Source organism: Streptococcus sp. SCPM-O-B-15294 (M123) (assembly GCF_058200455.1).
Genome location: NZ_JBYQGU010000001.1, coordinates 250,551 through 273,263, shown reverse-complemented (window position 1 = coordinate 273,263; position 22,713 = coordinate 250,551). Strand labels below are relative to the sequence as shown.

Sequence of the window (22,713 nt, the reverse complement as noted above, 5' to 3'; positions counted from 1 at the left end):
AAAATTTTTTCTCAATCTCTACAATTCCTGCTTAGACTGTTGATTAAATCACTTCCAAGTTTGGTTGGTGTTCAAATAACGCTTTTGTTGCATGGTGGACATGATAGGCTACATCTTCATTGTTCATGGTGTAGAGATGGACACCGGCAACATCTTGTGTGACCAAATCAACGATTTGATCCACCGCATAGGCTAAACCAGCCGCACGAAGGGATTTTGGATCATGTTCATACTTATCCAGAATGGCTTTGAATTTCCGTGGGATATGAACATTTTCACAAGTCTTCAACAAGCGAAGGGCCTGGTTTCTGTTAAGAATTGGCATCACCCCTGCATGAATGGGAACATCAATTCCCGCCAAGGTACACTTATCTTGAAAATCGTAGAAACGCTCATTGTCAAAGAAAAGCTGAGTCACTAGGCTCGAACATCCAGCATCCACTTTCTTTTTCAGATTTTGAATATCTGAAATTTGGTTTGGCGAATCTGGGTGACCTTCTGGGTAACAAGCACCGATTACATCAAAGTGAGGAGCTTCTGTTTTAATAAATTCAATCAAGTCCGTTGCATAACGAAAGTCTTTTAAAGGCTCAATACCAGGAATAATATCACCACGAAGGGCCAAGATCCGATGAACCCCTACTTGATCTAATTCATGAAGGGTATCTGCTACTTTTTCCTTGCTTAGATAGATGGCAGGTAAGTGGGCAATGGTCGGAATAGACAATTCATTCTGAATATGATTGGCTAAAGCAACCGTCGTCTCTTTGATATTGTATTTATTATTGCTAGCTGTCACACTGATAAAGTGTGGAGCTAATTCCTGCATATTTTCCAAGGCACGTAAGAGCTTGGCATTGCCTACTTCAGGATTTGGAGGGAAAACCTCAAAGGAGAGCGACGGTGTTTGCTTAGTCATCAAATGTATTCCTTTCTTGATTGAGCAATTCTTTTTTTGCTATCGAGCAAGCTTAGGAATTTCTACTTGCTTTATAGCGCTTTACGAGCAGCTTTTGCCGCTTCTACAAGACGGATCAAGCTTTCTTTTGTTTCTTTAATTCCACGTGTTTTCAAACCACAGTCAGGGTTGATCCAAACTTTTCTGCTTGGTACTTTCGCAAGGATTGCTTCGATTGTGTGGTCGATTTCGCCTTCGTTAGGCACACGAGGTGAGTGGATATCGTAAACCCCAGGTCCAACTTCTGTTTGGAAGTTTTTCGCTTTGAGTTCGTCCAAGATTTCAAGGTTTGAACGGCTCGCTTCAAATGAGATAACGTCTGCATCCATGTTGTCGATAGCTGGGATGATATCTGTAAATTCTGAGTAACACATGTGCGTGTGGATTTGTGTGTCTGGTGCTACTGTTGAGTGTACCAAACGGAAGGCTGGAATCGCCCAGTCAAGGTAGTCTTCGTACCAGTCGCTACGACGGAGTGGCAATTTCTCACGAAGAGCAGCCTCGTCGATTTGGATGATCTTCACGCCTGCAGCTTCAAGGTCAAGAACTTCATCCTTGATAGCAAGAGCGATTTGAAGAGTAGAATCCTTGATAGAGATGTCTTCGCGTGGGAATGACCAGTTAAGGATGGTAACAGGTCCAGTCAACATACCTTTTACAGGTTTGTCCGTACGGCTTTGTGCGTAGCTAGACCATTTGACAGTGATTGGGTTGAGACGAGTCACATCCCCCCAGATGATTGGTGGTTTCACCCCACGCATACCGTATGATTGTACCCAACCATTCTTAGAGAAGAGGTAACCTGACAAGTTTTGACCGAAGTACTCAACCATGTCATTCCGCTCGAATTCACCGTGTACAAGCACGTCAAATCCAACTTCTTCTTGCCATTTGATCCATTCGTCGATGGTTTCAGCAAGGAAGGCATCGTATTCTTCTTGTGACAATTCACCCTTACGGAAGGCCAAACGTTTCGCACGAACTTCTTTCGTTTGAGGGAAGGATCCGATGGTTGTTGTTGGAAGGGCTGGAAGTTTGAAGGCATCTTCTTGGATAGCTTCACGTTCTGCAAAGACTGGCAAACGAGTGTAGTCTGCTTCTGTCAATCCAGCAATACGTGCACGAAGTTCCGCATTTGCTCCGACACGTTCAGTCGCAAAGAGTTCTTTGTTGGCTGCAAGAGCTTCTTCACCTTGACCATTGCGGATAGCATCCAAGTCACGAAGTTCTTCCAATTTTTCAACAGCAAAGGCAAAGTGATTCAAGATAGCTGGTTCAAAGTCTTCATTAGCTGTTGTAAATGGCACATGAAGCAGTGAGCAAGAAGTTGTCAAAACAATGTTTTCAGCTGGTACTTGTTTCAAGATTTCCAAGCTTGCTTCGTAGTTGTTGCGCCAGATGTTCTTACCATTGACAATACCTGCATAAAGAGTCTTGTCAGCTGGGAAGCCACCTTTAACGAGTTCAAGAGTTTTCTTCCCTTCAACAAAGTCCAAACCAATCGCATCTACTGGCAATTTCACAAGGTCAGTGTAAACGTCACGAACATCACCGAAGTAAGTTTGGATCAAGACCTCAAGACCTTTTTTGTCAGCCAAGAGTTTGTTGTAGAGGTTCAAGAAGAGAGCTTTTTCTTCAGCTGACAAATCTTTAACAAGAGCAGCTTCGTCCAATTGAATACGAGTTGCACCAAGCTCAGCCAATTTAGCAAAAACATCTTGGTAAGCAGCTACTAAGCTATCCACGAAGTCTTCTGCTTTTACGCCTTCTTCAAAGTCTGATAATTGAAGGAAAGTGAATGGTCCAACCACAACTGGACGAGTATCAAGACCCAATTCTTTGGCTTCTTGGTACTCATCAAAAATCTTGTGACCAGCCAATTTGACTTCTGTTGTTTTTTCAAATTTTGGAACGATGTAGTGGTAGTTGGTGTTAAACCATTTCTTCATTGGAAGAGCACGCACATCCCCTTTTTCTCCTTGGTAACCACGCGCCAAAGCGAAGTAGCGTTCAAGATCAGACAAGTCCAAGTTTTGAACCGATGCAGGAACCACATTGAAGAGGAAAGCAGCATCGAGGAAGTTGTCATAATGAGAAAAGTCATTTGATGGGATTTCAGTGATCCCTTTTTCTTTGACAATGTTCCAGTGTTTGGCACGCAATTCTTTTGCAGCGTCCAACAAATCTTCAGCTGTAATTTCGTTTCTAAAATATTTCTCAGTTGTAAATTTTAGTTCGCGGAATTCACCCAAACGAGGGAATCCGATAATTGTAGTTGACATGTTTTGTCCTCCAAAAATTCAAGTTGAGTCTATCTTATCAGAAGAAGCCCCTTCTGTATAATTGCTTTTCAATGGTTTATGATATAGCCAGAAGCTATAACCTTATAGATCAAGGGTTTCCGCCTCTTGTCATTGACCAGAACTAATAGTCCTTATAAAAAATAACTATAAGGCTTCTACCAGACAGACTGAGACCCCTCCCATAGGACAGTCCTCGTTCCCTCTAAAACAAAAAAGAAGCTATCCGCTTCTTTTTTTGTAGGAACTTATGCTCAAGTTAGTTGCACACAAAAAGCATCCCAAGGTTCCAATACTTTTGTTTGTTTGACCTGCTCTACATTGGTATTGCTAATGAGGACCTCCTGATAGTCTTGCTCCAGTTCAAAGCTCTGGACTTGACTAGACAAATTGACCACAATCAAATAGCGTTGATTCCCATCTACTCGTTGGTAGGCAAAGACCTGATCCGTTGTATCCACTAGCTCAAAGTCTGCCGAGATCAACCAGTCTTGCTCCTTACGGAGGGCAACTAATTGTTGGTAGGTATAAAAAATGGATGAGGGATCAGCCAAAGCTGCTTCTACATTGATTTCCTGATAGTTTGGATTGACAGCTAGCCATGGGCGACCGGTTGTAAAACCAGCCTGTGGCAGCTTGGACCACTGCATAGGGGTTCGAGCATTGTCCCGGCCAATATGTCGGATCTGGTCCATAATGGTGTCTAGCTCCACTCCCTTTTCTAGGCTTTCCTTGGCGTAGTTAATAGATTCAATATCTTCGATTTCGTCCAGGCTCTTAAAAGGATAGTTGGTCATGCCAATCTCTTCCCCCTGGTAGATATAAGGTGTCCCTCTCATCAAATGAAGAAGAATGGCTAGGGCCTTAGCGGACTTCACCCGGTAGACTTGGTCATCTCCCCAGGCAGAGACAATCCGAGGAAGGTCATGATTGTTCCAAAAGAGGGAGTTCCAGCCTTCATCCATGCCCAGTTCCGTCTGCCACTTGTAAAAGATTTCTTTCAACTTAGGAACATTGAGCTTCTTCGCATAGTGCCATTTGGGCTGACCCTCTTGGAAGAGAAGCCCAATGTGTTCAAATTGAAAGACCATCGATAATTCTTCATTGTCAGGACCAGAGTATTGCTTAGCAATCTCAGGTGTCGCTCCCCAGGTCTCCCCGACCGTTAACAAATCCTTATCCCCGAAAGTCGCTCGATTCATTTCTTTCAGATAAGGGTGGAGCATGGGACCATTGGCTACGATCTTCTGATCAGGAATTTTTCCAATCATGTCGATGACATCCATCCGAAAACCACCGATCCCCTTGTCGATCCAAAAGTTCATCATGTCATAAATCTTCTGCCGAAGGGTCTCATTTTCCCAATTCAGGTCTGGTTGCTTCTTACTAAAGAAGTGCAAATAATACTGCTGGGAAGCTGGATCAAATTCCCAAGCTGAACCACTGAAGGTAGATACAAGATCATTGGGTTGGTCCCGCCAAATATAGTAATCCCGCTCTGGACTGTTTGGATTTTCCTTGGCCTCGATGAACCAAGCATGTTCATCAGATGTATGGTTGACCACCAAATCCATGATCATCTTAATACCGCGCTTTTGCCCCTCCGCAATCAATGTTTCCATATCTTCCATGGTGCCAAAGATGGAAGCAATATCCTCATAATCAGATATATCGTAGCCATTATCATCCATAGGGCTTTGGTAGACAGGAGACAGCCAAATGGCCGTAATACCTAACTTTTCCAAATAATCCAGCTTACTGATGATCCCCTTGAGGTCACCGATTCCATCTCCATTGCTATCTAAAAAACTCTTGGGATAGATTTGATAAATCACGGCATCATGCCACCATTTTTTCTTCATGCGATTCTCCTTTTTGGTTTCACTTGTAATCCCTTACATCATAACCAAACTGGAAAAGAATTGCAACCCTCAGCTGACCTATCTGTCTCCCTTAAAATAAAAAAAGAAGTCTCTCTAGAGAACTTCCTTTTCAAGCCTTCTATTCTTCTTTTCTTTTTGCCAAGAGTGATAAGAGAGCATGGCCAATCCAAAGAGATGACTTCCCAACAAGGCCGTCACAAAAATCAACTTGCCCCTGTCTGGATAAGAAAGCGGGACATTGCTAAAGCCATAGCGAGCCCATTCGATAAAGATCGGATGCGAAAAATAAAGCGCCATGCTCATCTGCTTTAAGTACTGCAAATCATAGCTTTTCAAAAAGGACGATCACAGACAAGCATTAACCAAATAGACCGTCACAAAGGGAAGGAGCAAGTAAAAGTTCTTATCGATTCCTTCATGTTGAAAAATGATGAGGCCTTCTAAACAGAACAGTCCAAAGGCAAGGGCCACTTTTTGCCAACGGTGAACCTTAAAGGTTTGTGCATAAAAATGATCATACAGATAGTAACCCATATAGATAAAAACAGGCGTGTAAAAGAGACCATTTCGCGCTGTAAAAAATAAATTGCTGTAGAGCTGGTAACCCTTAAGAAGACTCGTAGTGTCCAGATAAGCCGAATAGGTCTCGATCAAGCCCCAGCAGTAAAGAAGAAAAGTGATCACCCCCGTCCAAACCATGCCTAGGCGTTTGACCAATTGATTGACCAAAAACAAGCCCAGCAAAAAGGCTGGGATATACCAGAGTTGGTAGCACATTCCCAGATAGAGAAGAGCAATCAGAACGCCTGCTGGAAAGAGATAGACAGGGAGATGGAGACTAGAAAAAAAGACCCAGGCATAGGGAAGATAGACACAACTCCAAAATAAATAGGTTTTTACGATTTTGACTAGATAGGCCTTTATATTCCTTGCATCTCTTAGTGATGGCTTGAGGAAAAAGCTGGCACAGACGATAAAAAATGGCACCGCTAGCCGTCCAAGGATACTCTTGAGACCAAAATGCACCGGCTCATAGGAAGTTAAGCGACCACTATGCACCAAAATCACTGCAATCGCAAAGAGGTATTGAAAAAGACTAATACTGGAAGTGTTATAGAGGGAATTCTTTTTCATGGTCCTACTCCTTCGCCAAATGCAGATTCTATGGTTATTTTAGCATGAAAGAGAGGACCAAGCAAGGAATCCTTGCCTCCTTATCTACCTTTTTTCCTCTATTTTTGATATACTCAAAGCATGCATAAACAAACAATTATTGATTTTAAAGAGCTTGGATTGCGACACATTTTCACCAAGCCCCTAAAGGAATTAAAAACAAGAGACCTCGGCCAAGTAGAGACTCTTCTGAGAGAGGTGGAAGCCTATCAGGAGGCTGGTTTTTATGCCGTAGGCTATGTCAGCTATGAAGCCGCTCCTGCTTTTGAGAAAAAATTAGCCGTTCACCCAGCACTTCTCATGGGAGAGTATCTCCTCTATTTCACCATCCACGAGAAAGTCGAGACCCTTCCTTTCCCAGAGGACTATGAAGCAGTGGATCTTCCAGCTAATTGGCAGGAAGAGGTAGAGGCGCCTGCTTATCAAAAAGCCATCGAGACCATCCATCACCATATCCGCCAAGGGGATACCTACCAGGTCAACTACACCGTCCAGCTTTCTCAAGAGCTAAAAGCTGACCCTTTGGCCATCTACAATCGCTTGGTGGTAGAACAGAGGGCCCATTACAATGCCTTCATCCAGCACGATGATGTGGCCATCCTCTCTATTAGTCCTGAGCTCTTTTTTGAACAAGATGACAGGCTACTGACCACGCGCCCTATGAAGGGGACGACTCGTCGTGGGCTTACCAACCAAGCCGACCTCAAGGAAGCCGCTTGGCTAGAAGCCGATCCCAAAAATCGAGCAGAAAACATGATGATTGTGGATCTCCTCCGCAATGACATGAACCGGATTTCGGAAATTGGAAGTGAGCAGGTGACCCATCTCTGCCAGGTTGAGCAATACTCTACTGTTTGGCAGATGACGTCGACCATTGAAAGTCGCTTACGCCCCGAAGTCGACCTTGTCCAAACCTTCCAGGCCCTCTTTCCTTGCGGTTCCATCACAGGGGCACCGAAGATTTCCACTATGGAAATTATTCAACAGACAGAGGTTGCTCCTCGTGGCGTCTACTGTGGAACAATCGGTATCCTTCTTCCAAAAGGCAAACAAATTTTTAATGTGGCCATTCGAACCCTTCAAATGCAAGGGCATCAAGCCATCTATGGCGTAGGTGGAGGCATCACTTGGGACAGCAAATGGGAAAGTGAATACCAGGAGACCAAGCAAAAGTCTGCTGTCCTCTACCGACAAGAGCCTCGTTTTGACCTCTTGACAACTGGTCGTATCCACCAAGGAGAACTGACCTTCCTGGAGCAACACCTGACCCGTTTGAGAGAGGCCAGCCGCTACTTTGCCTATCCTTATGATGAGCCAAAACTCCTGAAAGAACTTCAAGAAGAGCTTGCTCGTTTGGATTCCAACCTTGACTATCGTTGTCGGATTGCCTTGCAAAAAAACGGGTCCTTCCAGCTGGCTATCACCGAGCTGAAGGACTTGCCAGCTAGCTATCTACAGGCTCAACTAAGAAAACAAACTGCTCCATTAGACCGACCTTTTACCTATTTCAAAACGAGTCAGAGAGACCATCTCAGCCAGTCAGATCACGAGCAGATCTACTATTTAGAAGACGGGACCTTGCTAGAGACAACCATCGGAAATCTCATCCTAGAAATTGACGGCCAGCGCTACACGCCTCCAGCTCACCTTCCTCTACTCGACGGGATTTACCGCCGCCATCTCTTAGAAACTGGACAAGTAGAGGAAAAACTGTTAACGCTGAAGGATTTAGAAGTTGCTGACCAAGTCTATGCCTGCAATGCCCTGCGTGGCCTCTATCCACTCGATTTCACTAGAGAGGAGTCAGAATGAAACTTATTTTTTTACATGGCCTAGGCCAGGATGCCCACTCTTGGAAAGGGGTCCAAGATGCACTTTCCCCCTTGCAATCTGAATCTTTCGCTATTTTCTCACATACAAGCGAAAGCTACCAGGAGGCTAAAGAAAGATTGACGGAGTACCTCCAACAAGAAAGCGAACCCTTTATTCTGGTCGGACTCTCACTGGGAGGCGTTCTCGCTCTCGAACTCTCCAGCCAAGACTTGCCACAACTCAAGGGCTTGGTGCTTTCAGGGACGCAATACAAACTCAGCACCAATCTCCTCTATCGGCTCCAAATTCTCCTATTTCGTATGATTCCCAAGCGTGTCTTTGAAAAGCAGGGTGCCAATAAACAGCACATGCTACAAATCTTTACCGAATTAAAAAGTCTCAATCTAACCGATACTGCTAAAACCTGCCCCCTTCCTAGCTTAGTGATCTGTGGCAGCAAAGATGGGGCCAATCAGGCTTCTTCTAAAAAGTTGGCAAATCTTCTGCCAAAAGGTCGCTATCTAGAAATCGCAGACGGAGGCCATCTACTCAATACTCAGAAACCCCATGAACTGGCACAAACTATCAAAGAGTTTGTTGGTGATTTTTAATAGGAACAGAGGCTGGGCATAAAGTGTCCAGTCTCTTATATATGATAGTTATAACTGCAAGGCGCAGTAGCTGATTGCTCAAAGCACTGCTTTGAGGTGGTGGATAGAACTTGCGAGCAAGTTTCCTAAGTCTTTGTTCGCCTTTTAAGCTCCAAAGATGACCTAATCAGCCTTGCGGGGGTGGGGCAACGAACGATTTTTAGTCAAAATTCGTTCTGTCCCACTCCCGCTTTTTTAGAAATATTTTAGAATTGCTTGATAGTTATTTGAAAAGCAAGCTGTATACTAAGAGTGTAAAGAAAATAACTAGTCATTTGGACGAAGGAGAAAACCATGGAAAAAGTATTAGAAATTTCCCATTTGAGTAAAAAATTTGGTCATCAATACGCCTTAAACGATGTGAATCTCACCATTCGCAAAGGCGACGTCTACGGCCTCATCGGTAAGAACGGGGCAGGGAAAACCACCCTCATCAAGGTCATCACCCAGCTAATTCAAGAAACTGACGGAAGCGTCTCTCTCTTTTCTTCTACAAATCGTTCCCAGTGGACCCAAGCGCTGAAACGGGTCGGATCCGTCATTGAAAGTCCCGTGGCCCACAAGCATATGACCGCCTATCAAAACCTAATCTACTATTGCAAGGCACGCCATATCCCCAATCCCGACCAGGTCATCAAAGAAACCTTGAACTATGTCGGCCTGAATAATACGGGTAAGAAGAAATTCCGCGATTTTTCACTCGGGATGAAACAACGGTTGGGAATTGCGATTGCGCTCATTGCCAAGCCCGACTTTCTCATTTTGGACGAACCCATCAATGGTCTCGATCCTGTCGGAATCAAGGAATTCCGTCAGATGATCAAGCGCCTCAACGATGAACTCGGCATGACCATCCTCATTTCCAGTCACATCCTCTCCGAACTTTATCTGGTTGCCAATCGCTTTGGCATTGTCGACCAAGGACGCCTGATCAAAGAAATTAGCAAGGCTGAATTCGAAGAACAAGGAGAAGATTACATCATCCTCAAAACTAGCCAACTAGCTCTTGCCAGTCAACTGATCCAGGATCAGCTCCATCACCGTATCAAGGTCATCGATAAGGATGGAGAAATCCATATCTTTGGACAGACTCACGATATTAAAGTCATTGTCAAAGCGCTCGTTCAAGAGGATATTGACGTGGATGAAATCTACTATGCCCGCCAAGATCTGGAAAAATTCTTTACGGACTTGGTAGACTAGAAGCTACCAAACCACCATCTTCCTGTTTTACTTATCCCACACATTTCATTTAGGAGATTTATCATGTTGCATACCATTCAAGCAGATTTTTATAGACTTTTTCGCTCCAAAGGTTTTTGGATTACAGAAGCCATTCTCGTTCTCAACATCCTGTCTGGAGTCATTTTTGGTGCTACCGGTCACGTCGGCGTCAATACGGAATCCAAATTACCCCAAGCGACAGAAGTTTGGACGGGCTTTAAAGCCTTGACCAACTACTCCGCCAGCATCAGTGTGACCATCCTCTTTACCATTATTGTCATCACCTTGGTTCTAGGAACAGACTTAACGCAAAACTTATACAAGAATAGTCTGGCCTACGGCGTTTCGCGCACCAGCTACTACTTTGCCAAAAGTGCAGTTGTCCTGACCATTGCTCTCTTCCAATTCCTTGTTTCTTATGGTCTCGTCTTCTTGATCGCGACCCTCTACAATGGACTTGGAACCATGCCAGAGCACTTCCTTGCTCATTTTGGACTGACCGTGCTGATTCAGTTCCTTTCCACCCTGGCTTGGGTCAGCATCATTTCCTTCCTTCTTTACGCTAGCCAATCCATCACCCTAGCCTTCGTTGGCTACTTCATTGGAAATATCCTCTTAAGCCTTCCTGCGCTCTTCTTTAAAGATATTGATATTCTCCACTATCTAAACTTGGAATTCCAATATTCCATGGTCCAAAGCACCACAGCAACGAACAACACTCTCTCGATTGCTCTTGGATTCATCCTTGTTTTCGGCTTCCTAGGACTCGCTACTTTCAAACACAAAGATTTATAACAAAAAGGCTTGACGAGTGGTCAAGCCTTTTTTCTCAGTGTAATGGTCAAGATAAACCAATGTGCCTCTGTTGCCAGTTGCAAGTCGCCCCCTAAGATCTCTACAAAATTTTGAATGATATAGAGACCCAAGCCAGATGATTCTTCTGTATCCGATAGATTTTCTGAGTAGAAGCGACTAGCCAACTGGTCTAAGTGCTGGATCGGTTGTTGCACAATATTGCGCAGCTCGACCCGAATCGTGTCCTCATCCGACATCAAGGTCAAGCGGGCCTGATCCTTCCCATGCTTGAGGACATTGCTGAGCATATTTTGCAAGAGGCGCTCCCAGAGCTCCGGATCCGTAGCATAATGAAGATGCTCCTCCATCTCCACCTCTAAGGCAATCCCCGCCTCAGACAAGCTATCATAATACTGGAACAACTGCTGGGTTAAGACTTGGCTGAGATTAACGTCTGTAAGCCGAGGCTGAATGGCTCCCTCCATCAAGCGTCTGTATTCCAAGAGAGATTCCAGGCGTTTTGAGACGATTTGAAGATTGGAAGCAATTTTCTTCAGCTTTTCCTCTTCCTGCGTCCCACCCTTGATGATTTGTTGGGTATAGCCCGATGCAATGGTCAAAGGCGTCCGGATATCATGAGCAATATTACTGATGGCCATATCCAAGGTCTTTTTCTCTTGAAAGGCAATCCGATTGGTCCGCTCGATCTGTTCAAAGAGATCACTGACCTGCTTGGTCAAGGCGACCATTTCTTTTTTTGAAACACGTGACGTTAACCGCACCCCACTCCCATTTTGGAGCTTATTTTGAATCTGCTCCTGCAAATCTTTGAGAGCAGAGAGTAGGCGAAGGTAGCCCAGTCCCAAGAGAAGGACAAGGACGACTAGAATTAGAACCAATCCCCACATTACTTGTCTCCTTTCAAGCGAACACCCAAGCCCCAGACGGTTTCAATGTAATCCTCGTTAGGATCAAGCTGGGCAATTTTCTTCCGGAGATTACTCAATTGGGCATTAAGGGTATTGTCTCCAGGCAGATAAACTTCTTCCCAGACCGCCTCATACAATTCTTCCTTGGTGAAAATCTTCTTTGGATGTGCTAGCAAGGTCTCAAAAATTTGAAATTCTTTTTTGCCCAAGCGAAGCGTCTGTTCGCCAGACTCCAGTTCAAAGGTTTCTGGATTCAGGATCAGATTTTTAAAGGAGAGCTTTTGCGACGCTTGAGCTTCCTGTGCTACCGTCGGTTGATTTCGCAGCTGCACCGTCACCCGAGCCGCCACTTCGTCCAGATTAAAGGGCTTGACAATATAATCATTGGCACCGGCAAGGAGGTACTGGCTAATGAGGTGTTTATCCCCAAGAGCGGTCATCATGATGACCGGCGCTTGACTCTGCAAACGGATCTCCTCCAGGACCTGATCGCCATTTTTCCCAGGAAGCATGATATCCAGAAGGACCAAATCAATAGCTTCTTGCTGGAAGAGCCGCAGCCCTTCTGTACCTGAAAAAGCCTGAAGGACCTCATAGTCTTCACTTAAGAGACTGCATAAAATTTCTTGGATATCATTATTATCCTCGATTAATAAAATCCGTGCCACTTGCCTCGCTCCTTTTTCCTTTGAACTCCAAATCATTTCTATTCCCCTAGCCTATCAAATAAAAGCTCCTTCGTCAATGAAAATATGAGAAAATTCTATAGTACCCAGGTAGATCTGCATGTTAGGTCATCACAGGATGAACTTGACTATCCTTTCTTTCAAAGGGTATAATAGGACCAATGACAGAATAGGGAGAATCATCTATGAAAAAAATGCCAAAACTAAAATCAGCCTTGTATCCATTCTCGTTATCCTGGGCGTTGCTGGAAAAATGATGCGAGTCATCCACCGACACCAAATTAGAGAGCAACAAAAGCAAACCATCCAAACGACTAAAAAGGTTGCAGAGTTTCAGAAAACACTAGACGAGGAAGAAACGAAGAAACGCAACGAAACCTTCAACAAGGTTTTTAATGAATCCCTAGTTCAGAAAAATTTTGAAAATTGGCAAAAGGTCGACGAACTTCATGGTTTGGGACAAAGAACTGGACAATTTTATATCTATAACTTTGAAAAAAAAGAAGAGATTCTCTTAGAAAATACAGATCAAGCATTTGTTCTACCCATTCGAGACAAGAGTGATAACGTCACATTTCAGGCTATTTTTGCCCACAAGGACGGCCAGTGGCACATCATGAAGCCAGATGGAAGTTCGCAGTTGCAACTAGGAGAAGCCAACATTTCCGCTGAATCTAAGTTTGTCATCGAGAACAATGTCTTAGACTACGACCAGTAAATCCATAATGACTTGGTTTAACTACATACAAAAAGCTTAGGACCCCAGCTTGTGGTTGGGATTCTAAGCTTTTTAGTTTATAGGAGAGAGTCGGCCAGCAAGGACCGAAAACTTTTATTCAACAGAAGCTCCATTGGACGCAATGACTTCTTTGTACCAATAGAAGGATTTCTTACGTGAGCGGGCCAAGCTTCCCTTACCTTCGTTGTCCCGATCGACATAGATAAAGCCGTAGCGTTTCTTCATTTCTCCAGTCCCGGCAGAGACCAGGTCAATACATCCCCAAGTCGTATAGCCCCAAAGGACAACACCATCTTCGTTAATGGCATCTCGCATGGCCTTGATGTGGGCAGCTAGGTAGTCAATCCGGTAAGCATCCTCGATTTCCCCCGCTTCATTTGGTGTATCCACTGCTCCTAATCCATTTTCCACGATAAATAGAGAGTGATAGTAAATTCAAAGTAAGACAAAAGCAAGAGAATTTATTATTTAACTATATTCTATTTTTCACTCATTTTTAATTTATCTTCATAAAAATTGTTCAGGTCATCTTTAGTTGATAACTCATCCAACAGTTGTTTTTTAAAGCTAGCTCGACTATTCAATATCTTACTCAACTCTATTTTTATCAATGACGAAATATCATAAGAACCATGATTAGTATATGATATGAATGCTAATTGAATTAGAGTTTTCCACACAGTACTCAATAGCACTTCATCCGCTCCTGGTTCTTCAATTAATTGATAGAGGCAACTCACTATGAAATTAGCCTCCTCATCAAATCTAGGTAAACCTTGAACCAAATCACAATAATAAATCAAATAGTCCTCAAATTCCTTTGAAAAATTAGTCAAAAAATGATTCACAATTTGTGGTGACGATAAGATTTTTTTAAATTCAATTTCAAATTCTCTATCCTCAGCCTTTTGTATAGTTGGGCGAATAATGTTATTGAATAAATTGTCAAATAATTCTGGACTAACATCTATATGTTCGGTTAAATAACTTATTACTATATCAATCGTTGCTTTATGACTGTGAATCATCTCAACTTGAAAGAATATGTTTTTCAATTCAATGACAGAAGAATATCTCATTCCAGGTCTATATTCAGTTGATTTCTCAACAACTTGCTTAATTTCTTGTGGACAATCAATTTGTAATTTTTGAATAGTGAAGTCAAGAATTTTTCCTAGACTATATATATCTACTCTAAAATCTATTCCTCCCTTACCCATGAGTAATTCTGGGGCCGAATAATTGGCTGATCCCATCCCTAAACCAATCTGTGTTAAATTTGATTTTTCTTTCATTGACTTCCCAAGCCCAAAATCAGCAACAACAACTTCAAAAGGGTCTACATTAATCAAAATATTACTAGGTTTTAAATCTCTGTGTATAATTCCTTCCTCATGTAAATATACTATTGCATCAAAAATATTTTCAAGTACCTCTAATGGAAAACCGTCTGAATCATTAACTAGAGAAAGATATTGCTCATAATTGTATGAATATCGCTTCATAGTGTAAGAATATCTTCTGTTTCCGTTATCTATCCTTTTATCTATGATATTTATAATATTTGGATGATTGACTCTTTCTATATAACTTATTTCTCTTTTGAATCTTTCAATATTTTCTTCGCCTGATCCCATTAAGACTTTCTCTACTATATCGTTTGAGATTTGATATACTTCACAGAAACCTCCCTTACCGATTAGCTGTCTTGTTTTTACTTCTGGAATATTATCCAAGCGCTTAAAAACTTTATTCTTTTCACGTAACATATTCATCCCTCACCTATTCAAAAAGATTATTAAATGTAGGGATACTGCCATATTTACCTGACAAATAGTCTTTCATAATATCTTTATCAAATCTAACTTTATAATCTTCCAATGAATATAATCGAGATTCGTTTTTAAGCTTATCTACAAACCATATCTCATCCCTTCTTAAAAGTTTTAAATCCAGCAATCTGTCTTCATGTGTTGTAATAATTAATTGTATTTTACTATTACTTAGTGCTCTTTTTATAAATTCATAAGTTAAATTCGGATGAAAACTCCTGTCAATCTCATCTATAATATATACTTTATCTTTTACGGTATTCAAAACGCCATACATTTCGATTAATCGTCTTGTTCCATCAGATTCCGCTCTAAGGGGAAATTTTAAACTTGTTCCTTCGTGGATAAAATAAATACGTTCTATCACTAATTCATCATTATCATCAATAGAGAAAAAATATATATTTTCATTTGTCTGAATCATACCAGCAGCAATTTCAGACTCATCTTGCTTATTAATATCAATTAACCGATCTGCTAAAGAATCTATTGATTTTCTATTTATATCATCAATATCTTGTTTACTTATTACCTGTCTTTCAATTCTTTCAATTCCAGTCCCAAAATCTTTTAAAAATTCCGCCAATTTTTCTGTATCTTCTTCATTTAAAAAGGCATCCTCACTTCCTTTTGCACCATCGTATGTTGAAATAACTTCCATAGAATTTGAGAACCATTCATAGACCCTATATAGCTCTATACTATAATCAACTTTTCTCTCAACTGCATTAATATATTGTAAAAATAATGAGCTTGATTTATTTGCATCAGATATATAAACTTTAAATCTTTCTCTATCATTTTCGTTTATTTCCAAATTTTCTAAACATATATCATCGATTTTTATTTCTTTACTGTGATCTATTTCATATAGTTTTATATCTTCATTATTAACTCTCTTATATAACCACTCATTTTTTATCTCAAAATTAAATAAATTTATCGAAAAACCATATGTAAAAATTTCTTCTCCAATTATGAGATCAAATTCGAAATCAGAATTTTTTTCTTTAAATAAAATTTCTCCTTTATAATAACTTTCCTTAACTACACTTTTTCTGATCCTTTCTTCCGAACTAACAATTAAAGTTTGAGAAAATTGAAGTGCTTTAATAAAATTAGACTTACCTGCAGCATTCGCCCCATATATAGATGCAAAATTCAAAACTGATATTTCTTCATTTACTTTTTTTAAATGGTGTTTTAAACTTCTTACCTGACTTGGAATCATAGAAAACTCAGTTAATTCTCTAAATGACAAAAAGTTTTTAAATCGAAAATTCAATAACATTTGCAAACCTCGCGTGATTTTTTCACCTGATTATAACAAAAAAATATTTTTTTGTACAACAAAACCACATATAACGCCTTTGTTTGTTTTTTTATGTGAAATTACCACTTATTCGTTTCGATCAATACCAGTAAATTTATAGTTTCAAAAGAACACAGTTAAAAATAATTTCTATAAAACAATTAAATTAAAAGAAAATCCAATTAATTTAATGCCTACTCAACAGAAGCCCCATTGGTCGCAATGACTTCTTTGTACCAATAGAAGGATTTCTTACGTGAGCGGGCTAGGGTTCCCTTGCCTTCGTTGTCCCGATCGACATAGATAAAGCCATAGCGCTTCTTCATTTCTCCAGTCCCGGCAGAGACCAGGTCAATACAGCCCCAAGTCGTATAGCCCCAAAGGACGACGCCGTCTTCGTTGATAGCATCTCGCATGGCCTTGACATGGACAGCCAGGTAGTCAATCCGGTAATCATCCTCAATCTCCCCTGCTTCATTAGGCGTATCGACTGCCCCTAATCCATTTTCCACGATAAACATGGGCTTTTGATAACGATCCCAGATGGTATTTAGGGTAATGCGGAGACCAAGAGGGTCAATCTGCCAACCCCATTCCGAGCTTTCTAGGTAGGGGTTCTTCAGAGAGGCAAAGATATTGCCCGCTGTTTTCTCCCTTTCAGCTGGATCCCCTGAAGCGACCCGACTAGCATAGTAGGAGAAGGAAATAAAGTCCACCGTATGCTCTTTCAATAATTGAAGGTCCTGCTCAGTCATCTCAACCGTAATTCCCTGACGCTCCCACTCTTTCTTAGCATAGTTTGGGTATTCCCCACGCGCCTGCACATCGATAAAGAAATAGTTCTTGCGGTCTTCTTCTAGACCAGCCCAGACATCTCGCGGAGCACAGGTATGCGGATAGTTTTGCCCAGCTGCCAGCATACAGCCGACCTTATTGTTAGGATCAATCTCATGGGCTAGCTTGGTGGCAATGGCTGAAGCGACCAACTCATGGTGAGCCGCCTGGTATTTGACTTGCTCCTCATTCTCCCCTTCTTCAAAGCAGAGACCCGCTCCCATAAAAGGCGCATGGAGGATCATATTGATCTCATTGAAGGTCAGCCAGTATTTGACCAAGCCCTTGTAGCGAGTGAAGAGGGTCCGGCAGAGACGTTCGTAATATTCTAACATCTTGCGACTACGCCAACCTCCATACTCGGTAATCAAATGCATGGGACAGTCAAAGTGAGTAATGGTCACCAAAGGTTCAATGCCATACTTGTGACATTCCTTAAAGAGGTCTTCATAGAACTGTAGACCTGCTTCGTTTGCCTCCAGTTCATCTCCTTGCGGGAAAATCCGAGACCAGGCAATGGACAAGCGATAGGTTTTAAAGCCCATTTCCCCAAAGAGCGCAATGTCTTCCTTGTAGCGATGGTACATATCAATGCCATCTTTAGCCGGATAAAAATAGCCCTCTTCAAAGTCAAACATCTTTTTCTGACCCGTAATAATGGCGTGACGATCAGGACCAATCGGTACCACATCCACATTGGCCAAGCCACGGCCATCTTCATTATAAGCTCCCTCACACTGGTTAGCAGCCGTCGCCCCACCCCAAAGAAAACCATCTGGAAATTGAAGTTTATCGGTCATCTCTCTACCTCACTTGATTTGATAGTTCTATTATACCCTTCTCTAACTCAAAAATCTTACAGCATCCTAGGAAAAACTGATACTATTCTAAGGTATCTACCACACTCATACAAGAAAACAGATCGGACGAATCCGATCTGTTAAAATGCATACTCTTTTGCCAAATATAATATTTGGATTTCTTAAATCTAATAAATTCTGTTAAATATAGAAAAATTTTATTCGTTAGAATTATTCAATCATCTACTGAAACTTTCCGCCGTGAGAAAAGTGCTTGAAACACGATTGTTTCTAGCACGCGGGAGTTTTGAAACTTTAGGTTCAAAACTAATTGAACACGGGCTGCGGATTGTGTCAAAAAGATAAGCTTTCCTAGAATCAAAAGATTCTGCGTCAAACTTCCTATTTTGACTTTATCCGAAGACGCCCTTAGTATCTTGATTTAGTCATGGAACTTCCTGGATTGCTGAAATCATCCACTGGATAATTTCACCTAACGTCCGTACTCACCTAAGGAAAGTTTCAAAGAAGATTTTGTCTTTAATAGAAAAGACCGGATGGCTCCGATCTTTTCTATAGTTCATTTTCTCAAATTCTATTTTAAGAATAGCTAAGGTTGACGTTAAATGACCACGCCTCCTATTTCATACGATAAAAATCAATCACTAGACTAGCAGGGCCTTCAACTAGCAAGCTTTCGGTTCCCCAATCGGTTACAACTGGGCCGTTTAAAACCTGGATACCAAGTTCTTTCAACCGTTTGTAGTTCTGGTCTACATCCTCAACCTCGACATGAAGAATGATTCCTGACTGAAAATGTTCCAAAGGAATCAAATGATTTTGGGACAACATGAGACAGTGACTGCCAATCGTAAACTGAGCAAAACTGTCGTCAACATAATCGGCTTTTTTATCAAAAATACGCTCCAAGTCAGCACATACTTGAAGAACATTTGAAACGATGATATCTAATTGATTTAAATTCATTTACTATCCTCCAGAAAAAGACCGGATGACTCCGATCTTTTAAGTTTCTCTCTAAGAAAATCAAAGCATAAAATCTACAATGTTTACTTTTGATTTTCCACAAGAGGAATTATTTGATTGCGCGTGATTGCAAACCTTCTTCTTCCAAGAAGAGGCGGAATGGTACAAGCTCTTCAGCTTCGTATTTTTCTTTGAAGGCTTTAATAGCTTCTTCTGAGTGTTGTTTTGGATCCAACTCAAGTACTTCTACTGGAAGTGGACGATGTGGAGTGATGTGAGCATCGATAACAACAGTTTTACCTTCTTTGTTCAATTTAACAGCTTCAGCAACGACTGCGTCGATGTCTTCGATACGGTCAACTGTAAATCCAATAGCTCCTTGAGCTTCAGCGATTTTCGCATAGTCAGCATTAGGGAAGTCACAACCAAACAAGTGTTTGTTTGTGTCTTCGTATTTGTCCTTGATGAAGGCATATTTACCATTTGAGAAGACAACGTTGATAACTGGAAGGTCGTATTGAACGTTTGTGATAACGTCTGGGTAGCACATGTTGAATGCACCGTCACCCATGATGTTCCATACTTGGCGATCTGGATTGTCTTTCTTAGCAGCGATACCACCAGGAAGGGCAATACCCATTGTCGCAAAGAGTGGAGATGTACGCCACATGTTCTTAGGTGTCATGTGAAGGTGACGAGTAGATGTTTGAGTAGTGTCACCTACGTCGATTGAATAGATAGCGTCTTGATCAGCATGTTTGTTGATTGCATTGTAAACTTGATACAATTGCAATTCACCCTCAGTTTTACCTTCGAGTTTGTTCATGTAATCACGCCAGTTTTGGTTATTCTTAACGTTTGCACGCCACCATGGAGTAGATTCAACTGGATTCACTTTGTCAAGGATTGCTTTCGCTGCTTGACCTGCATCACCAAGGATTGAAGCGTCTAGGGCATGACGTTTACCAAGTTTGTAAGGATCGATATCGACTTGGATGAATTTTTCAGTATTCTTGAATGCTTCGTAAACTTCAGCAAATGGGAAGTTTGAACCAAGGAAAAGAACTGTGTCTGCTTCGAAGACTACTTCGTTGGCTGGTTTCCAACCAACACGGTAAGCAGAACCTGTCAAACCTTCGTAGTTCCATTCGAAAGCTTCAAAGTTTTTACCAGTTGTGATGATTGGTGCTTTGATTTTACGTGACAATTCAGTGATCACTTCACCAGCTTTCACACCACCGTAACCAGCGTAGATCACTGGACGTTCCGCATTGTTCAAGATTTCAACAGCTTTGTCAATTTCAACTTCGTTCAAAGCAGGAGCGATGAATGAACGCTCGTATGAACCTGATCCGTAGTATGAGTTTTCGTCGATTTCTTGGAAACCAAAGTTTACTGGAATTTCAACAACGGCTGGACCTTTTTTAGAAACGGCAGCACGGCAAGCTTCGTCAATCACTTTTGGTAATTGTTCTGCATAAGCTACACGTTTGTTGTAAACAGCGATACCGTTGTACATTGGGTTTTGGTTCAATTCTTGGAAGGCATCCATGTTCAATTCGTTAACTGGACGTGATCCAAGGATAGCAAGGAATGGAGTGTTATCCATAGCTGCATCGTAAACACCGTTGATCAAGTGAGTCGCACCTGGACCACCTGAACCAACTGCAACACCGATAGATCCGCCAAATTTAGCTTGCATAACCGCTGCAAGAGCACCAGTTTCTTCGTGGCGAACTTGCAAGAAACGGATATCTTTGTCTTCAGCCAAAGCGTCCATGAGTGAGCTGAGTGTTCCTGATGGGATACCGTAGATCGTGTCTACGCCCCATGTTTTCAATACGTTGAGCATTGCTGCAGATGCAGTAATTTTCCCTTGAGTCATAATGATAACTCTCCTTCAATAAAAATAATTGTCAGTCTTTGAACTGAATTCGACAAAGAGTGAAAACGTTTCAAATAACTTTACTATATCAATTTATCACGTTTTATTGTCCTTGTATAAGAATATGCTCACTGAATGCCTGGAACTATTACATAACACAAAGCAAAAATCTGTTCTGTTTCCGCGAACTATTTTATAACAGAAGTCATAAACCGCATAAGGATAAGGTTTTTGCTCGTTGTAGAATTAGTACAAAATAGAGTGTTTTCCCAAACTGTTTTATAGAAGGCATAAAAAATCCTAGCTGGAAAATCATTTTCCTTGCTAGGATGGGTTATATTTCTCTTTGAAGAGCCTTACTCAAGACCCTGTATCCTTCAATTGTTAAATGAAGTCCATCTGTTGTATAAGCCGGTTTGAGCTGACCATCTTCTCCAAGCAAATGATCAAAAACATTGATAAATTCAACATTTATCATCCCTTGGGCCAATTCGTGGTAGGCCTGGTTCAAGGTCTGAATCTTCTGATTGGTCCGAATATAGACTGTCCCCTTGTAAGGCTCTCCCTCATTCACAGGAAGAACCGAAACGAGTTTGATTTGCGCCAAGGGCAAGAGTCGCACCATCTCCTGCAGGATAATGCTCATGTTATCAATGGTTTCCGACAGGGGCATTTCCTTGCCAATGTCATTAGTTCCGATCAGTAAAAAGACCTTGTCCACTGCTTGACCGAAAATATGGGCATCTAGATACTCTCTTAAGAGGTCTGTCTTGTAGCCTCTAATCCCCCGATTCACCATATACTGATTCGTCAACAGCAACTCTTGAAGGGGATAGTATTCGACGATAGAGTCTCCTATAAAAAGAATATCGGGTTCCCTCAAAGGATTTTGATTCAGTTCTCGGTAATTCTTCTGTATTTTTGCCTGTTCTTTCAACAGCCAGGTTTCTAATAATTGTACAGCCATAAAGGCTCCTTTCGATTCGTATAGTAGAAACTGTGCAAGGTAGGATAAGATCCTAGTCGAAGCTGATCCTTCCATCCAAGTAAGCTTCGATGACTTCGTAGACTCCATGATTCTGATGAGAAGGCGCCGTATAGCGGGCTGCTTGTCGCGCATGGGGATCCGCATTTTCCATTGCATAGGAATAGGTCGCTAACTCAAGCATCTCGAGATCGTTTTGGCTATCGCCAAATGCCATCAGATGCCCACCATCCACGCCCCAGCGTTCTTCTAAGAATTGAATGGCCGTAGCCTTATTGACACCCGGTTGCAGAATATCAATGGCTCCATAGCCACTAGCTGCTGGAAGCAGGCGCTCTCCAAACTTTTCTCGCAGCTCTTGCACAAAATCTTCGACTTTTTTAGTCTCCGTGACGACACTTAACTTCAAAACTTGCTCGCCATGTTCATGGGTCAAATCATCCACAAAGCGCATCCGTTTGTAAAAAGCAGCTGCTAACTCAGGCGTCATCAATTGCTCTAAAAGAGGAAACTCTGTTCCTTTCTTGGCATAGCCTCCCGATAAGCTACTAACGACCAGATGAAGTTCTTCTTCTCGGCCTTCTAGATACTGCAAGACCTCCTGCACCAGCTCTTCCGGCCAGCTGCACTCTCGGATGAGCTTTCCCTTCTCTAATATCCGTGCCCCATTGGCCAGCACCAAGGTGACGCGATCTTTCAAGTCTCCCAATACATGAGCCATACGGCTATAGCCATTCCCTGTCGCAATGACAAAAGGAATCCCTCTTTGGTCTAGCTGATCCAGAATGCAACTCAAGCGCTCATGGTCCACTTCTCCTTGCTCGTCCATCAGAGTGCCATCCATATCTGTCGCAATCATTTGTAGCATACCGCCACCTCTTTCCATCTTTCCCCTATTATACACCATTCCCTCATCATTTTGGAGCCTT

General features: G+C 41.9%; 19 protein-coding genes and 1 pseudogene. 5 read left to right on the top strand and 15 right to left on the bottom strand.

All coding sequences use genetic code 11. The annotated features are described in order from the left end of the window. Nucleotides 1–43 precede the first annotated feature (43 nt). From metF to AC3E8G_RS01175, 5 genes are all read right to left on the bottom strand, one after another. Nucleotides 44–919, bottom strand: coding sequence for a methylenetetrahydrofolate reductase [NAD(P)H] (metF, locus tag AC3E8G_RS01195; protein WP_048716370.1), 876 nt, complete (start codon nt 917–919; stop codon nt 44–46). A 71-nt stretch (nt 920–990) separates the two neighbouring features. After that, nucleotides 991–3,240 (bottom strand): 5-methyltetrahydropteroyltriglutamate--homocysteine S-methyltransferase, encoded by a 2,250-nt coding sequence (gene metE, locus AC3E8G_RS01190; RefSeq protein ID WP_490676829.1) that lies wholly within the window; start codon nt 3,238–3,240, stop codon nt 991–993. Nucleotides 3,241–3,512: 272 nt separating this feature from the next. After that, entirely contained in the window at nt 3,513–5,120 is a 1,608-nt protein-coding gene (locus tag AC3E8G_RS01185) for a glycoside hydrolase family 13 protein (protein WP_490676828.1), read from the bottom strand. A 114-nt stretch (nt 5,121–5,234) separates the two neighbouring features. Continuing rightward, nucleotides 5,235–5,438 (bottom strand): hypothetical protein, encoded by a 204-nt coding sequence (locus tag AC3E8G_RS01180; protein WP_490676827.1) that lies wholly within the window; start codon nt 5,436–5,438, stop codon nt 5,235–5,237. A 48-nt stretch (nt 5,439–5,486) separates the two neighbouring features. Next, nucleotides 5,487–6,275 carry an acyltransferase family protein gene (locus tag AC3E8G_RS01175; protein WP_490676826.1) on the bottom strand — a complete coding sequence of 263 codons (789 nt, stop codon included), beginning with the start codon at nt 6,273–6,275 and terminating at the stop codon, nt 5,487–5,489. A gap of 120 nt (nt 6,276–6,395) precedes the next feature. On the opposite strand from AC3E8G_RS01175, the gene pabB reads away from it, so the two are divergent. From pabB to AC3E8G_RS01155, 4 genes are all read left to right on the top strand, one after another. Continuing rightward, entirely contained in the window at nt 6,396–8,126 is a 1,731-nt protein-coding gene (gene pabB / locus AC3E8G_RS01170) for an aminodeoxychorismate synthase component I (protein ID WP_490676825.1), read from the top strand. Then, nucleotides 8,123–8,737, top strand: coding sequence for an alpha/beta fold hydrolase (locus AC3E8G_RS01165; protein ID WP_490676823.1), 615 nt, complete (start codon nt 8,123–8,125; stop codon nt 8,735–8,737). The genes pabB and AC3E8G_RS01165 overlap by 4 nt, the downstream gene beginning before the upstream one ends. Before the next feature lie 333 nt (nt 8,738–9,070). Continuing rightward, nucleotides 9,071–9,979: an ABC transporter ATP-binding protein gene (locus AC3E8G_RS01160; protein WP_490676822.1), complete on the top strand. Its 909-nt coding sequence runs from the start codon at nt 9,071–9,073 to the stop codon at nt 9,977–9,979. A 63-nt stretch (nt 9,980–10,042) separates the two neighbouring features. Then, nucleotides 10,043–10,795: an ABC transporter permease gene (locus AC3E8G_RS01155; RefSeq protein WP_490676820.1), complete on the top strand. Its 753-nt coding sequence runs from the start codon at nt 10,043–10,045 to the stop codon at nt 10,793–10,795. 20 nt (nt 10,796–10,815) lie between these two features. Here the strand turns inward: AC3E8G_RS01155 and AC3E8G_RS01150 are convergent, their stop codons facing one another. Both AC3E8G_RS01150 and AC3E8G_RS01145 read right to left on the bottom strand, forming a co-directional pair. Further along, nucleotides 10,816–11,703: a sensor histidine kinase gene (locus AC3E8G_RS01150; protein ID WP_490676819.1), complete on the bottom strand. Its 888-nt coding sequence runs from the start codon at nt 11,701–11,703 to the stop codon at nt 10,816–10,818. Next, nucleotides 11,703–12,392, bottom strand: a complete 690-nt coding sequence (locus AC3E8G_RS01145) for a response regulator transcription factor (RefSeq protein WP_048716592.1) — start codon at nt 12,390–12,392, stop codon at nt 11,703–11,705. Before AC3E8G_RS01145 ends, AC3E8G_RS01150 begins: the two co-directional genes overlap by 1 nt. 271 nt (nt 12,393–12,663) lie before the next feature. Between AC3E8G_RS01145 and AC3E8G_RS01140 the strand changes: the two genes are divergently transcribed. After that, nucleotides 12,664–13,128, top strand: coding sequence for a hypothetical protein (locus tag AC3E8G_RS01140; RefSeq protein ID WP_490676818.1), 465 nt, complete (start codon nt 12,664–12,666; stop codon nt 13,126–13,128). Nucleotides 13,129–13,242: 114 nt separating this feature from the next. On the opposite strand, the pseudogene AC3E8G_RS01135 reads toward AC3E8G_RS01140, so the two are convergent. The 8 genes and pseudogenes from AC3E8G_RS01135 to AC3E8G_RS01100 all read right to left on the bottom strand — a co-directional run. Next, a pseudogene (locus tag AC3E8G_RS01135) lies at nt 13,243–13,581 on the bottom strand (family 1 glycosylhydrolase); the annotation flags it as partial. A gap of 47 nt (nt 13,582–13,628) precedes the next feature. After that, complete coding sequence (locus AC3E8G_RS01130; protein ID WP_082160980.1) at nt 13,629–14,924, bottom strand: serine/threonine-protein kinase; 1,296 nt, start codon at nt 14,922–14,924, stop codon at nt 13,629–13,631. Between the two features lie 7 nt (nt 14,925–14,931). Continuing rightward, nucleotides 14,932–16,212, bottom strand: a complete 1,281-nt coding sequence (locus AC3E8G_RS01125) for an AAA family ATPase (protein ID WP_048716350.1) — start codon at nt 16,210–16,212, stop codon at nt 14,932–14,934. A 275-nt stretch (nt 16,213–16,487) separates the two neighbouring features. Further along, nucleotides 16,488–17,927: a 6-phospho-beta-glucosidase gene (locus AC3E8G_RS01120; RefSeq protein ID WP_490676816.1), complete on the bottom strand. Its 1,440-nt coding sequence runs from the start codon at nt 17,925–17,927 to the stop codon at nt 16,488–16,490. A gap of 639 nt (nt 17,928–18,566) precedes the next feature. Beyond that, nucleotides 18,567–18,914: a VOC family protein gene (locus AC3E8G_RS01115; protein WP_048716347.1), complete on the bottom strand. Its 348-nt coding sequence runs from the start codon at nt 18,912–18,914 to the stop codon at nt 18,567–18,569. Between the two features lie 109 nt (nt 18,915–19,023). Then, entirely contained in the window at nt 19,024–20,799 is a 1,776-nt protein-coding gene (spxB, locus tag AC3E8G_RS01110) for a pyruvate oxidase (RefSeq protein WP_048688661.1), read from the bottom strand. Between the two features lie 334 nt (nt 20,800–21,133). After that, nucleotides 21,134–21,766 (bottom strand): SGNH/GDSL hydrolase family protein, encoded by a 633-nt coding sequence (locus AC3E8G_RS01105; protein WP_490676815.1) that lies wholly within the window; start codon nt 21,764–21,766, stop codon nt 21,134–21,136. A 52-nt stretch (nt 21,767–21,818) separates the two neighbouring features. Next, nucleotides 21,819–22,652 (bottom strand): HAD family hydrolase, encoded by an 834-nt coding sequence (locus tag AC3E8G_RS01100; RefSeq protein ID WP_490676814.1) that lies wholly within the window; start codon nt 22,650–22,652, stop codon nt 21,819–21,821. Nucleotides 22,653–22,713 lie beyond the last annotated feature (61 nt).

Coding starts and splice junctions, on each gene's coding strand:
- pabB (WP_490676825.1), top strand. CDS start 6,396: ATGCATAAACAAACAATTATTGATTTTAAAGAGCTTGGATTGCGACAC.
- AC3E8G_RS01120 (WP_490676816.1), bottom strand. CDS start 17,927: ATGACCGATAAACTTCAATTTCCAGATGGTTTTCTTTGGGGTGGGGCG.
- spxB (WP_048688661.1), bottom strand. CDS start 20,799: ATGACTCAAGGGAAAATTACTGCATCTGCAGCAATGCTCAACGTATTG.
- AC3E8G_RS01140 (WP_490676818.1), top strand. CDS start 12,664: ATGATGCGAGTCATCCACCGACACCAAATTAGAGAGCAACAAAAGCAA.
- AC3E8G_RS01160 (WP_490676822.1), top strand. CDS start 9,071: ATGGAAAAAGTATTAGAAATTTCCCATTTGAGTAAAAAATTTGGTCAT.
- AC3E8G_RS01125 (WP_048716350.1), bottom strand. CDS start 16,212: ATGATTCCAAGTCAGGTAAGAAGTTTAAAACACCATTTAAAAAAAGTA.
- AC3E8G_RS01180 (WP_490676827.1), bottom strand. CDS start 5,438: ATGGCGCTTTATTTTTCGCATCCGATCTTTATCGAATGGGCTCGCTAT.
- AC3E8G_RS01155 (WP_490676820.1), top strand. CDS start 10,043: ATGTTGCATACCATTCAAGCAGATTTTTATAGACTTTTTCGCTCCAAA.
- AC3E8G_RS01115 (WP_048716347.1), bottom strand. CDS start 18,914: ATGAATTTAAATCAATTAGATATCATCGTTTCAAATGTTCTTCAAGTA.
- AC3E8G_RS01130 (WP_082160980.1), bottom strand. CDS start 14,924: ATGAATATGTTACGTGAAAAGAATAAAGTTTTTAAGCGCTTGGATAAT.
- AC3E8G_RS01100 (WP_490676814.1), bottom strand. CDS start 22,652: ATGCTACAAATGATTGCGACAGATATGGATGGCACTCTGATGGACGAG.
- AC3E8G_RS01150 (WP_490676819.1), bottom strand. CDS start 11,703: ATGTGGGGATTGGTTCTAATTCTAGTCGTCCTTGTCCTTCTCTTGGGA.
- AC3E8G_RS01165 (WP_490676823.1), top strand. CDS start 8,123: ATGAAACTTATTTTTTTACATGGCCTAGGCCAGGATGCCCACTCTTGG.
- AC3E8G_RS01175 (WP_490676826.1), bottom strand. CDS start 6,275: ATGAAAAAGAATTCCCTCTATAACACTTCCAGTATTAGTCTTTTTCAA.
- metF (WP_048716370.1), bottom strand. CDS start 919: ATGACTAAGCAAACACCGTCGCTCTCCTTTGAGGTTTTCCCTCCAAAT.
- AC3E8G_RS01185 (WP_490676828.1), bottom strand. CDS start 5,120: ATGAAGAAAAAATGGTGGCATGATGCCGTGATTTATCAAATCTATCCC.
- metE (WP_490676829.1), bottom strand. CDS start 3,240: ATGTCAACTACAATTATCGGATTCCCTCGTTTGGGTGAATTCCGCGAA.
- AC3E8G_RS01105 (WP_490676815.1), bottom strand. CDS start 21,766: ATGGCTGTACAATTATTAGAAACCTGGCTGTTGAAAGAACAGGCAAAA.